Annotated in this window: 11 protein-coding genes; 5 read left to right on the top strand and 6 right to left on the bottom strand. The window is 39.7% G+C overall.

What is annotated here, in order from left to right:
• Positions 1-44: 44 nt before the first annotated feature.
• From AB4128_RS09040 to argC, 3 genes are read right to left on the bottom strand one after another with little or no spacing between them, the layout of a single operon-like run.
• A complete protein-coding gene (locus AB4128_RS09040; RefSeq protein WP_055026237.1) occupies positions 45-950 on the bottom strand; it encodes an ornithine carbamoyltransferase in 906 nt (301 codons plus the stop codon).
• 13 nt (positions 951-963) lie between these two features.
• Positions 964-1,746: an acetylglutamate kinase gene (gene argB / locus AB4128_RS09035; protein ID WP_372037488.1), complete on the bottom strand. Its 783-nt coding sequence runs from the start codon at positions 1,744-1,746 to the stop codon at positions 964-966.
• Between the two features lie 12 nt (positions 1,747-1,758).
• A complete protein-coding gene (gene argC / locus AB4128_RS09030) occupies positions 1,759-2,739 on the bottom strand; it encodes an N-acetyl-gamma-glutamyl-phosphate reductase (RefSeq protein WP_372037487.1) in 981 nt (326 codons plus the stop codon).
• A gap of 257 nt (positions 2,740-2,996) precedes the next feature.
• Between argC and argE the strand changes: the two genes are divergently transcribed.
• The 3 genes from argE (at position 2,997) to AB4128_RS09015 (ending at position 7,484) form a co-directional block, all read left to right on the top strand.
• Positions 2,997-4,148: an acetylornithine deacetylase gene (gene argE, locus AB4128_RS09025; protein WP_055026240.1), complete on the top strand. Its 1,152-nt coding sequence runs from the start codon at positions 2,997-2,999 to the stop codon at positions 4,146-4,148.
• 151 nt (positions 4,149-4,299) lie between these two features.
• A complete protein-coding gene (gene ppc / locus AB4128_RS09020) occupies positions 4,300-6,948 on the top strand; it encodes a phosphoenolpyruvate carboxylase (protein ID WP_372037486.1) in 2,649 nt (882 codons plus the stop codon).
• The gene (locus AB4128_RS09015; protein WP_055026242.1) at positions 6,948-7,484 is read left to right on the top strand and encodes a DUF1439 domain-containing protein; all 537 of its coding nucleotides are present in this window, start codon (positions 6,948-6,950) and stop codon (positions 7,482-7,484) included. Before ppc ends, AB4128_RS09015 begins: the two co-directional genes overlap by 1 nt.
• A gap of 48 nt (positions 7,485-7,532) precedes the next feature.
• Here the strand turns inward: AB4128_RS09015 and AB4128_RS09010 are convergent, their stop codons facing one another.
• Together AB4128_RS09010 and AB4128_RS09005 are read right to left on the bottom strand one after the other, a co-directional pair.
• Positions 7,533-7,988 (bottom strand): LPP20 family lipoprotein, encoded by a 456-nt coding sequence (locus tag AB4128_RS09010; RefSeq protein ID WP_055026243.1) that lies wholly within the window; start codon positions 7,986-7,988, stop codon positions 7,533-7,535.
• A 60-nt stretch (positions 7,989-8,048) separates the two neighbouring features.
• Positions 8,049-8,816: a hypothetical protein gene (locus AB4128_RS09005; RefSeq protein WP_055026244.1), complete on the bottom strand. Its 768-nt coding sequence runs from the start codon at positions 8,814-8,816 to the stop codon at positions 8,049-8,051.
• A 430-nt stretch (positions 8,817-9,246) separates the two neighbouring features.
• Between AB4128_RS09005 and AB4128_RS09000 the strand changes: the two genes are divergently transcribed.
• Together AB4128_RS09000 and AB4128_RS08995 are read left to right on the top strand one after the other, a co-directional pair.
• A complete protein-coding gene (locus tag AB4128_RS09000; RefSeq protein ID WP_119969274.1) occupies positions 9,247-9,972 on the top strand; it encodes a flagellar basal body L-ring protein FlgH in 726 nt (241 codons plus the stop codon).
• Positions 9,973-9,975: 3 nt separating this feature from the next.
• Positions 9,976-11,157, top strand: coding sequence for a flagella assembly protein FlgT middle domain-containing protein (locus tag AB4128_RS08995; RefSeq protein ID WP_119969273.1), 1,182 nt, complete (start codon positions 9,976-9,978; stop codon positions 11,155-11,157).
• Positions 11,158-11,218: 61 nt separating this feature from the next.
• On the opposite strand, the gene AB4128_RS08990 is transcribed toward AB4128_RS08995, so the two are convergent.
• A complete protein-coding gene (locus AB4128_RS08990) occupies positions 11,219-12,493 on the bottom strand; it encodes a CinA family nicotinamide mononucleotide deamidase-related protein (protein ID WP_055026246.1) in 1,275 nt (424 codons plus the stop codon).
• Between the last annotated feature and the right edge of the window lie 845 nt (positions 12,494-13,338).

Here is a 13,338-nt window from a genome sequence, read left to right as displayed (position 1 = left end):
GCCGATTCACTTACTGTATTAAAGCCAATCGACGAAGTATTTTTTTAACCTAATAGCGTTACCAGTACTGCATTTTGTGCATGCATTCTGTTTTCTGCTTGTTGCAAAATAAGTGAACCTTCACCGTCAACGATTTCTGCAGTCGCTTCCACTTCTCTATATGCAGGTAAACAATGCATGAAGTAATTAGCACCAACTTGGGTCATTAATGCTGTATTGACTTGGTAAGGTTTAAATTTGGCTTCAATCTCTTCCATTGAAGTGTTATCTCCCATAGAGATCCAAGTGTCGGTGTAAACCGCATCTTGCGGGCCCATTTCATTAATATCTGAGGTTAAAATAAGCTTGCCGCCATGCTTTGCAGCTAACGCTTGTGCTTCACACACCACTTGTCCATCAGGGAAATGACCCGGCGGGCAAACCACAGTCATAGTGGCACCTAAAATTGCAGCACCATACATCAATGAATGAGTCACATTATTACCATCACCTAAGTAAGCTAATTTCACGTTACTGATATCATCAAACTTTTCAGATAATGTCAGAAAATCAGCTAAGCCTTGGCATGGGTGGTATAAGTTACATAATGCATTAATCACTGGCACTGACGCATGCTTAGCTAACCCTGCGATAGTCGTATGAGAAAATGTTCTGGCAACAATCGCATCAGCCCAACAAGAAATATTAGTAGCAAAATCAGAAACCGGCTCACGTTTACCTAAGGCCCCATTTTGCTGATCTAAATAAACTGAATGGCCACCTAATTTATTAATGCCGATATCAAAACTCACTCTGGTACGTAAAGAAGGTTTCTCAAACAACATCACCACGCTTTTACCTGCCAAGGCTTGGTTATAATCAGCTGGATTTGCTTTAATCTTCTTAGCAAGCGCTAATAAATCAAGTAACTCTGTTTGCGATAAATCTTTTATAGATAATAAATGTTCCATTAGTATGTTACTCCTATGGCTGAATTTGGGTGCCAACGGATTGTCCGTTTGATAAGGCAATTAATTGTTGAGGCTGTTTCCAAGATGCAACTTGCACCGGCTTCCCCATCCACTGAGCAACTTCTAATGCCGCTTCGACTTTGACTTTCATTCCTTTTTCTATCACGCCTTGCTGAACTAAATCTGAAATTTGTTGTTGATTTAATTGATCAATTAACTCGCCATTACCATCTAATACACCAGGTACATCAGATAGAAGCACTAACTGACCTGTCACTAACTTTGCTAAGGCCGTTGCTGCTTGATCTGCATTAACGTTAAGCATGTCACCTTGTGCTGACACGGCAATTGAACTACAAATTGGCAGCCAGCCTTGTGATAATAAATAAGTTAAGTAACTCGCATCTTTCGGTGTCACCTCACCCACTAGGCCTAAATTTTCATTTTTCACTACTGCATCAACGGTATTACCATCGGCTAAACTCATACCAACGGCCACAATACCCGCCTTAATTGCAGCGGCCTGTAATAACTTGTTTGACGTTCCCGCCAATGCACCTACGACAATCGGAATTTGGTCACTGGGAGTCACTCTTAAACCATCCAGTTTAATGGTTTCTTTACCATTGGCAGTTAATTGCTCATCGACTAAACATCCACCGCCGTGAACAAAAATAACTTTCTGGCCGTCAGACATCATGTTTGCAACAACGCCCATGAGTTCAGCCATTCCTGATTCTGATTGTAATAATGCGCCGCCGACTTTTAGTACAATAACTGGGTTACTCTGTGACATGATGATTCCCCGTTATAGGCCAAAGTGAATTTTAATGCACTGCAGGCCTTGGCTTGCAGCACCTTTCATTAAGTTATCAATCGCACTCGCAACCACCAAGTAATTGCTTTGAGAATCATACTTCCAGCCGACAATGCAGTTAGGTGTATTCACAACATCGTCCACCTTAGGGAATTGATTTTGTAAAACGCTAACTAACGGACTGTCATTGTAAACTTGATAAGCTTTAGCAATATCAGCTTCTGTAGTACCTTTCGCTAACTGAACCGTAATCGTGGCTAAAATACCCCGTTTAAAGTTACCTAGGTGTGGAGTAAAGATAACTTCTTGCCCTAAATGAGTGGCAATTTCAGGCTGGTGACGATGACCTAATACGCCATATGGCGTTAAGCTGACTTCACAAAAGCTAGTATGAAGCTGGGCTTTTCTGCCCGCTCCAGTAACGCCACTAACAGCATTAATGACAGGGTAAGCATCAGTTAGGTATGGCGTTAAAGGTTTCAGTGCAGTTAATGACGCTGTTGGATAACAGCCCGGAACAGCAATCATTTTACTGCCAGCGATTTGTTGATGATTCCACTCTGCTAAGCCATAAACGGCTTCTCCAAGAACATCTTGCTGGGTATGCTCAAACCCATACCATTTAGGGTACTGCTCGATATCAGCAAAACGGTAAGCACCACTTAAATCAAAAACTGCTAAACCTTGCTTATAAAAATAAGCAGCTAATTCTAAACTTACTGCATGATCAGTCGCGAGCACGACGCCATCAGCTTCCTCTACAATTGATTGTTTAGCATCTGCCGTTAGCGGAGATAACGACAACTTGATTTGCTGGTATGCAGGGTATAGCTCAGCAAGTGCCTTTCCTTTATCAAGACTGTTTTCTGATACATAAAGGCCTTGAATAGAAAGCGATGTATCGTTATCAATTAAAGCGGTGATTTGTGCACCGGTATAGCCACTAGCGCCAATTATTGCGATGTTTTTCATTATATTGTCGTCTTTAGGTCAGTAAACTAGAGAAATAATTCGGTATATGAGCAGGGTGCTCGAGATTAAAACTATCGTCGAAGATAGTTTACCTTGGGATCTGTTACAGTGAATTGAATCGCAATTAAATACATATTTATAATCTTTAATCTAATCAAGTTATGGTGAATGCCTTAGCTGTTTGCTAGACTAACACAATAAATTAATTATGCAATAATAATGAATACATATTTATTGCAAGCACTATAAAGGTTGCTATGAATTCATTACCAGATTTAAAAAATGCATTTAAACAGCTAATTGCACTCCCTTCGATCAGTGCATTAGAAGCTGAGCAAGATATGAGTAATCATGCAGTTATTGAGTTACTTCAATCTTGGTTTTCAGATATGGGTTTTAACTGCACTGTTCATACCGTGGCTGACAGCCGAGGCAAACAGAACTTAATCGCAACTATTGGCTCAGGCAGTGGCGGCCTGTTATTGGCTGGACACACTGACACCGTTCCTTTTGATGAAGGACGTTGGAGTCAGAGCCCTTTTGAGTTAACAGAAAAAGATAACCGTTGGTATGGGTTAGGTACTTGCGATATGAAGGGCTTCTTTGCTTTAGTTATGGAAGCGCTGAAGTCGTTACCGCTTGATGAAATAAAACGTCCATTACATATTTTTGCTAGCGCTGATGAAGAAACCACAATGAATGGTGCTAAAGCGTTTGCAGATTCAAAAAGTATCGCGCCTGACTATGCAATCATCGGTGAACCCACCAGCTTAAAACCGGTATATATGCATAAAGGCCATTTAGCACAAGGTATCAGAGTGATTGGTAGAAGTGGTCATTCTTCTGACCCCGCTCGTGGCTTAAACGCGATTGAAATTATGCATCAAGTCATCGGTCAACTGATGAAACTCAAGCAGCATTTAAGTGAAAACTACCGTGAAGATGCATTTAGTGTTCCCTACCCCACAATGAACTTTGGCCATGTTCATGGCGGCGATGCAGCAAACCGTATTTGTGGCTGTTGTGATTTACATCTTGATATTCGCCCGTTACCTGGCATTGAGCTTGCTGATTTAGAGTTGATGGTGATTAATTATCTTGCAGACATCAACAAACAATACCCAGGCAGTATTGAGATATCCACGCTTTACCCAGGATCAGAGTCATTTGCAGGTAAACTTGATGATTATTGGACAAAAATGGTTGCAGATATCGCTAATACCGAGCCTGAGGTTGTTAATTACGCAACTGAAGCCCCTTATATAAAACAATTGGGCTGCCAAACCTTAGTAATGGGCCCTGGTAGTATCAATCAAGCTCATCAGCCAGATGAATACATAGGGTTAGAATATTTAACCCCCACTGTTGAGTTAATGAAAAAGCTTATTTATCAGGCTTGTATTAAATAGTTGTAATAAGTTTCACTATCAGTAACGATTAATCATGGTGCATGATTAATTATTAAAATAACCCATTGACCAACCCCCTCACAGCTAGCTATTGTGCTAGCTGTAGCCCATTAATGGTAGCGGCTAATTAAGTTAAACTTATGGAGTAATTATGGCAGAGCAAACCGCCGACATGTACGCTTCTTTACGTTCTAATGTGAGTAGCTTAGGGCAAATTTTAGGTGATACGATGCGCGATCACCTTGGTGATGCATTTCTTGAAAAAGTAGAGCAAATTCGTATTCTGGCCAAAGAGTCTCGCCAAGGCGATGCCGAATCAAGACAACAAATGCTAGCTCTGCTCAATTCATTACCTGACAATGAACTGGTGCCATTTGCTAAAGCGTTTAATCAATTTTTAAACTTGGCCAATATTGCAGAGCAATTTCATACCATAAGTCGCAACTGTGATGAACTTGTCTGTGTACCAGATCCTGTCGAGCAGTTACTGGGACGAATGCTAAACAGTAATGCCAATGAACAAGAAGTCATCGACTGCTTAAAAACCCTCGATATTGATTTAGTCCTTACTGCTCATCCTACAGAAATATCTCGTCGTACTCTCATTCAAAAATACTCTGCTGTTGTCGACTGTTTAACAGAGCAAGAAAACCAGCAACTCACTGATCGAGAAAAAGGCCAAACACACCTTAGGTTACGTCAACTTATTGCACAGATTTGGCACACCAACGAGATCAGACATGAACGCCCAACTCCCGTAGATGAAGCACGTTGGGGACTAAGCACCATTGAAGCCTCATTATGGCAAGCCGTTCCAGACTTTTTAAGACAACTCAATGACCATGTTGAGTCAAAAACGGGTCAACAAATTCCCGCTGATATTTGTCCTGTTAGATTTTCTAGTTGGATGGGCGGGGATCGAGACGGTAACCCATTTGTGACCTCAAAAGTCACCGAGGAAGTATTACTCCGTAATCGCCATGCAGCAGCCAGATTATATTTAAAAGATATCGTTTCTTTGGTGAATGAATTATCCATGGAAGAAGCTAATGCTGAACTTAAAGCGCAGCTGCCAGACAGTAAAGAACCCTATAGAGACGTACTAAGACAACTTCGTCATAAACTACGCAATACAATTGATTACCTCAACGCCCGCCTAGAAGGTCAGCAAATTGACCTGAACTATGACGATGTTGTATGGCAATTAGATGATTTAAAACAACCTCTTGAATTATTATACCGAAGCTTATCAGAATCTGGCATGCGCTTAATTGCTAATGGACTGCTGCTCGATATCTTACGTCGTTTAGCATGCTTTGGCATTCATATGCTACGTCTCGACATTCGCCAAGATGCTGAGCGACATAGCGATGTGATTGCCGAATTAACTCGTTACCTAGGTATGGGCGATTATGATCATTGGGATGAAAGCGAAAAACAAGCTTTCCTATTAAGAGAGCTTACCAGTCGTCGGCCGCTTATCCCTGCTGATTGGCAACCGTCAGCCGACGTGGAAGAAGTCATCAATACCTGTAAATTAGTCGCCTCTCAACCTGCTACTGCACTAGGTTCTTACGTTATCTCAATGGCCAGTAAGCCATCGGATGTACTTGCAGTGTTGCTATTACTCAAAGAAACTGGCTGTCAACACCCAATGCGTGTTGTGCCACTATTTGAGACTTTGAGTGATTTAAATACCGCTGCTGAATGTATGACACAACTGCTCAATATCGACTGGTACCGTGGATATACAAAAGGTATGCAGGAAGTCATGATTGGCTATTCAGATTCTGCTAAAGATGCTGGCGTAATGGCTGCCGCATGGGCGCAATATCACGCCCAGGAGCAACTCGTTGCCGTTTGTAAGAATGCAGACGTCAAATTAATGCTTTTCCACGGTCGTGGTGGCTCAATTGGCCGTGGCGGCGGGCCAGCTCATAAGGCTATTTTATCGCAGCCACCAGGCTCAGTAGATGGTCGAATTCGAGTCACTGAACAAGGTGAGATGATTCGATTTAAGTTTGGCCTTCCCAAAGTAGCGGTTCAGAGTTTAGCTCTATATACCTCTGCAGTTATGGAAGCGACTTTATTACCACCTCCAGAGCCTAAACAAGCTTGGCGAGATTGCATGCAACGTATCGCTGATGATTCAGTAAAAGCGTATCGTGGTATCGTGCGTGAAGAACCAGACTTCGTCGCGTACTTTAGAGCAGCAACTCCAGAGGTGGAGTTAGGCAAACTTCCACTGGGCAGCCGTCCAGCTAAAAGACGTGTCGATGGTGGCATCGAAAGTCTCCGTGCCATTCCGTGGATTTTTGCATGGTCACAAAACCGTTTAATGCTACCAGCTTGGCTTGGCTCAGGAGAGGCACTAAAAGCTGCCAATGAACGTGGGGAGTCGGCACTGCTGAAGGAAATGGAACAAGAATGGCCATTCTTTGAAACCCGTATCTCTATGCTTGAAATGGTATACATGAAAGCCGAACCTAATCTTGCTCGATACTATGAAAGCACCTTAGTGCCAGAAAACTTGCATCATTTAGGTAAAAAGCTGCGTGAAAGTCTACAATTAGGCACAGAAGCGGTATTGTCGCTTACTGAATCAGAAGAGCTAATGTCCCACACTCCGTGGAACAGAGAGTCAGTCAAGCTACGTAATCCGTATATTGACCCACTGAACTTTCTACAAGCGGAACTTCTGAGTCGTACACGTAATGAGGAGCAAGCATCGAAACAAGTTGAGCTTGCGCTAATGCTGACAATTGCGGGTGTTGCCGCAGGGATGAGAAACACAGGATAATGCCATTATTTAAAATATGTTTATCTTGCTTAATGCTGCTTCTGACTGGCTGTGCTAGTCAGTACAGCATCTCTGAATCTGAAGTTGAAGATTACCTCAATAATGAAATGCATTATGAGGTTTCACAAGGGAATCAAGTTTTTGGATTGCAGTTAAAGCTCAACGATATGGAAGTTGAGTTAGGTCGTAAGCCTAACACTATTTCCGTAACTGCAATTACCAAAATGGCGGTTAAAAACCCCTTTAAATCAATTGCTGCTGATATGGAAACCACATTTGAGGCTGAGCCTTGGTACGATGTAGAGACCAAAAGTATCTTTTTAAAGAAGCTTGACTTGGTCAGTGTGAAATCCGAACCCGCAGATATTGAGCAAATGCTAAAACCCATTACGCCACAATTGATGATGTTTCTAAGAACCTTTTTAGAGTCCCAACCTGTTTATGTGCTGGACACCAAGGATAGTAATCAAGCATTGATGGCATCGATGACTAAAGCAATTGAAGTTGAAAGAGGCAAGATAGTCATAAAATTTTAAACAAAAAAGCGCCGCAAGGCGCTTTTTTATTAGCGTTACCGATTGCCATTAAAAGTTCTTAACGGGCTCTACAATCAAGGTGTTACTATGCACTGGGTTTTCAGACTGCATATATAAATCACGCACTAACTTAAAATCTAACTCTAATTCAGTAACGTAAAATCCATCCACAGGATAGGTCTTAATGACTTTCGCACCTTTTATTACTCCAGAGACTTTGATTTTAGTCGCAATACTATTAAGGCTTGCTCCTTGCACTGACGTATTGGAATTCAACTGTAACCCATAGACTTGTTCAGCTAACTCTCGATAAGCCAAAATTTTTGAAGCTTCCATCGCCATTAAAATTTGTTCTGACTTTAACTCTGCTGGTTGTTGATCAATTGGGGCATAACCAACAGCGTTTAATACTGGAAATTCTGTGGGCTGATAAGGTTCATAATTACTTTGCAAAACCTCACAGCCTGCTAATATCCAGCACAACAAAACAATTAATAATTTCATTCAATACTCATTGGGTAAGATTTAAAATGGATTTGATTTTTTAACAGCCTATAAATAACGCTAAAGGGAATGACCAACCTCACTTTCAGTCAATTCGTCATTATTATTAGAAAGTAAATCGCCAACATCAGTAATATTCATTTCAGGATTACTTTCAGTAAAATATTCCATTGCTAATTTTATTGCTGTCGAACCTACGCCAACATAATCTGAATATAATAAACTACCTGCCAAGGTTGAAGCTGGGCTTATTTTATCGCCCGTTGTTTCTTGGTATATATAAGATAAAATTGGTGTGTGATGTAGAATATTAATAGAATCTATTACATCTTTACTATCAAAACCATCCTCACCAAATGAATAGTAATACACATCATCCACAAGGCTTTCATTTTCTGATGATTGAGCACCAACAATATTATCAGTGGAAGTATTAATTGCTACTCCATCTTCAATATTAACCGAATTTGCACTGATAGCTTGTGTTAGAGCGCTTTCAACAATACTTGTTTGCAGTGATGATAATAAACCCTGTTGCATTTCGCTTACCATGTCATCAGACATACTCAACGAAAGTATCGTCTCATTATCTAAACCTGTACTAGCAAGCATCTGTTGCTGAAGGGTGTCTAGTGAAAACGTTTCAGAAGCCTTTGTTAGCGAAGTTGCTGCAGCAGAGGTATCACTAATTTGGTTCGCCTCATTTAAGATACGACTAAACTGATTCTGCTCACTATTACCATTGAGCTGAAAAATGCTCGTATCGACTTTATTGCCTAGCTTGTCGATAGCCTCATTAACAGTAAGAGCAGATTGACTTTCAGTCATATGTTATAATCCGAATGAATTGAGAGTAAATAATATATTTATCTGTTGAGCTTATTATAGTCCCATGGCTTATTGTAAAGTACAAATAAAAATATCCTTGCAAATATAATTAAGCATTTTTAAAACAAAGATAATGCCATTTAAAATTAACAGCATTTATTTTTCACCCTTTGATACGTAAATGGAATAAATATATCGCCCTATAAAAATTGACACCACCAATTAAAACAACAACAAGTTCCAAATAAAGTAATAATAAAAACAAGCTAAAAACTTTACCAATACAATATATAACAATTATTAAAAACAAATAATACGTAATTAGGTAAAATTGCGTAAAGAGAGTGAAGAAACTGTGCAGGCCATAGATCTATATAGGATATTAAAGATACAATTTAAATAACTACTAAATAAATTTAGATATTTAAAAATGAAACTTCTCCTGCTTATTGTTTTATTTTTATTCACTATTTCAGGCTGCACGACAACTGAAGTAGCTGAAATAAAAATCCCTAACAAAGAAAACACGACTGTAAATGTTGTTGAACCTTCTGATGAAGTGATGAAAGGCGACCCAAATTACCGCCCTGTTAGGAACAACAACATTCAACAAGCTCAGCAGATAACAGGTTCAATTTTTAATCCTGATAATGTCTACAATATTTATCAAAACAACAATCGTTACGAAATTGGCGACATGATTTTGATAAGGCTCAATGAAGAGCTAACGTCCAAAAAATCCATCAGCTACAAGCGTGATAGCTCTAATGAGTTTGATCTGTCACCCAATATCACTGCTGGTAATATCAATATCAATGAAGACAACCTCAGCGCGGATTATTCGCAAGATAAAAGCTTTGATAGTTCATCTGCAAGTAACCACAATAACTCACTCACTGGAACGATTACCGTTGCAGTAAGGGAGAAACTTGCCAATGGAAACTTAATCGTTGCCGGAGAAAAGTGGATAAAATTGAATAAAGGCGATGAATATGTGCGTTTTTCAGGTGAAATTAGGGTGACTGATATTGCGTCAGATCATTCAATTAACTCCAGTATGGTTGGAAACACTGTTATTGAAGTTAGCGGTAAAGGTGAGCAACAAGATAACCAAGATCCTTCTTTGATTAGCAAGCTACTTAACGTATTCGGATAGTCAATGAAACGGTTTTTATGGCTATGTTTACTGGCAGTATTCCCTTCTGTCAGTATGGCACAGTGGTACGTTGGACAAGCATCGTATCCCATAGGTAACGATGATTATAATGATGTGCGCAAATTGGTTGTTGAAAAAGCAATTGAGAATGCGTCATTACAAGCAAGTAGTTTCATCAGCATTGAAAATACCGTTAGGGATGGCATTTTAACGAGCAGTCAAAGCAACGTTCTGTCACAACACCACATTAGTGAAATTGTCATTCTTAATGAATCTATAGAAGGAGGTAAGCTCACCATCAATCTAAAAGTCAGTTTAGAGTCAAAATCTAACTGCATTGAAGATCGTTACCTCAAACAGCTCATTGTTGCTCAATTTCCATTACTCACACCTTCACAGGCCTCAGCTGGCGATATTTCAAATCTCCCCTTTCATATTGGTTCGAGGTTTAAAAATGAATTAACCCATCAACCAAACGTATTCGTCGAAGAAATGATCCCACAAATGGTATATAAGCCAATTACAACGATGGATACAATTAATTTAGAAACCATACAAGGTATCTCTGAAGCCTTAAATAGCCAATATCAAAGCCAATATTTAGTATTTGGTTATATTCGAGATATCAGTTTATACAACGAAAAAAAATCCAACTTACTTGTCGATACTGTTTACCCCAAGCGTAACTTCACGATAAAAGTATTTATGTATGACAGGATCAGTAACAGTATATTACTTGAAGAAGAATATCACGGTGAAGGTGGTTGGAGCTTTGACTCATACAGTCGCGTAGATTTGGCGAACAGCTTATTTTGGCGCAGTGAATATGGGAAAACAATCGTCAATACCTTGTTCAAAGTCTCACAAGAGATTAATCAAACTCTAAAATGCGAGGCGACTAAAGCCATTGTCATTAATCGAGATGATGCCTATATCACCATCAATATTGGAAAATTACATGGTGTTGCTAAAGGAGATATCTTTCAGCATATTAAGCTCAAAAATATCACCTTGGCCAACTCTGTTTTATCGACATTGATGCCACCAGATGAACCTATTCATCTGGAAGTGGTACAAGTTAGTAACAAAATTAGCTTACTAAAAGTACCTAAACATTTAGACAAAAACGGTATGAATCAACATCAAATAGATTTATATGACGTAGTGACAACAGTAGAGTTTTAGTAATTTAAATGCTAACAAAGTAAGCCAGTCTCAGTAAAACTAGCTCACTTGACTATTTTAATTACTTAGCAAATCTGGTTATCGAAGGATAATCAACGATTACAGCTTCACCTAGCAATGCTCTACGTAGCATATCATAGGCTATAGCGGCACTAAGACTTCGTACTAACTGTCTTGATCGGTTAGGGATTTTAACCATTTGACTATACACAACATGTTTAGTCGCTAATGCAATCGCTACGGTACCAACAGGCTTATCTTCAGTACCACCATCTGGACCTGCAATACCACTTGTTGAAAGTGCAAAATCACTATCTAATATTTCACGTGCGCCTCTGGCCATAGCTTCAACAGTAGCAATAGAAACCGCGCCATGATCATCGAGGATCTGTGGATTCACCCCTAATACTTTTACCTTAGATTCGTTACTATAAGTCACTAAACCATGATGTAGATACGACGAGCTACCAGGAAAATCGATTAGCTGACTTGTTAACATTCCCCCAGTGCACGACTCTGCCAAGCTTAAGCTAAAACCAGATTGGAAAAGTCGATGATGTATCTCAGCAGCAAGTGTTGGACGATCTTCAGCTACAATCGCAATCCCTAAAATTGATTTGATTGCTTTCGTCACTTCAGCCAATTGATTAATTGCCTTGTCACCGCGAGCGAATATCTTAATTTCTATGTGTGGCATTGACGAACGGTAGCCTAGGGTAATCCCTGCCGGTAATGTTAATTCTGCTAAATTATCAGCTAAAGAAGACTCCCCATGACCAATGGTCAGTAACTTCTTCAATGCTGTATTTTCGCTAATTCCGAACTCAGATTTAATGAAAGGAATAAACTGCTCTTTAATCATGTGCTTTAGTTCAAAGGGCACACCAGGCGTAAAAAACAACCAAGCTTTATTAAGCTTTACACGAAAACCGCATGCTGTACCTACTGGGTTATCAACCATAACAGCCGATTCAGGTAATAAAGCTTGTTTTAAATTACTCTTAGCCATCTGACGATTATTTTTACTAAACCAGCTAATCAATCGATCTCGCCACTCCTCGTTCTCAATCAAGGACTCGCCCTTAGCTAGCGCCATCGCTTCAGCAGACATATCGTCACTTGTTGGGCCTAGCCCACCATTAACGATAATCACATCGGCATGGTGACTTCTTTCAATAAAGGCATCCCTAAGATCTTCTAAACGATCGCCCACAGTAATCCGATGATGTGTTTCAATACCTAACTCCATTAGCGTGTTGGCTACCCACGCTGCATTGGTATCAATAATCTGGCCAGATAACACCTCTTCACCAGTACATATCATTTCTAATTTCATTTGTGTCCCTAGAAGCTTTTAGTAATGTGTTGTTAAACTTTCCATTATCAATTGCCTATCAAGATAACTGACTAGCGATAAACATCAATCACTAAATGGTATTAGTCTTATCAAAGCAATCATCAATGAGCTAAATAACAAATCTCAAGCTCGAAAAACCAACAAGGTTAATCCCGATTGTGTAAACAACTCTAACTCATCTATAAAATGTAGGTCTATTTATCGCTAATGCCTTCACCGATGAATTTTTTATGGAAAACCAAACCAATTCTAATCAATTTATAAGCCTTATAAGACCAACCGCTTTATACCTGTAGGTCAGTTTCGACAATCTTTTGATATTAAATAATCATGTGGATTTCCTGTTGCACATGAGCATATCGTCCTCACTGTCCGCAGTTGATGTGTCTAAATTTGTTTTAGCTTCGTCTCTGAACATGTTTATCTTAAATTACAGACACAAAAAAGCCCGTTACGTCAGTAACGGGCTATCTGCTCTCTTAAAAGAGAAATTAGGCGCTTGGCGATGACTTATTTTCACATGGGCATATCAATCACACTATCAGCTGTTGATGTGTCTAAACTTTAGCTTTAGCTTTAGCTTCGTTCCTGAACCTGTTTATAACAAACAGACACGAAAAAGCCCGTTACGTCAGTAACGGGCTATCTGCTCTCTTAAAAGAGAAATTAGGCGCTTGGCTATGACCTACTTTCACATGGGCATATCGTCCACACTGTCTTTCGCTGTACTAAATTTTGACTAACTATGCACGAAAAAAGCCCTGACTATTAAGTCAGGGCTTTCTCGACTCTCTTAAAAGAGAAATTAGGCGCTTGGCGATGAC

This window comes from Shewanella sp. 10N.286.52.A9 (assembly GCF_041468985.1).
Taxonomy (GTDB): Bacteria; Pseudomonadota; Gammaproteobacteria; order Enterobacterales; family Shewanellaceae; genus Shewanella; species Shewanella japonica.
Note: the sequence above shows the minus strand (reverse complement) of the source record. Positions and strands in the feature narration are given on the sequence as shown.